1 pseudogene is annotated in these 284 nt (G+C 44.7%); it reads left to right on the forward strand.

The features are described 5' to 3' along the window. Positions 1–284, forward strand: a pseudogene (locus ACFIO5_RS11765) (50S ribosomal protein L1); the annotation flags it as partial.

Genomic DNA, 284 nt, shown 5'->3' on the forward strand with positions numbered 1-284 from the left:
CGTCATGCAGATCAAATGGTACGAGGTGTCGTTCATTTGCCTAATGGAACTGGACGTAATGTTCGAGTGGCTGTTTTTGCACGTGGGGATAAAGCTGAGGAAGCTAAGACTGCTGGTGCGGATATTGTAGGTGCTGAAGATTTATTTGAAAGCATTAATGGTGGGGCTATTGATTTTGATCGTTGTATTGCAACACCAGATATGATGCCTCTTGTTGGGCGTCTTGGTAAGATTCTGGGGCCACGAAATTTGATGCCGAATCCAAAAGTTGGTACTGTGACACT

The sequence above is a fragment of the Bartonella sp. AA86SXKL genome (assembly GCF_042196885.1).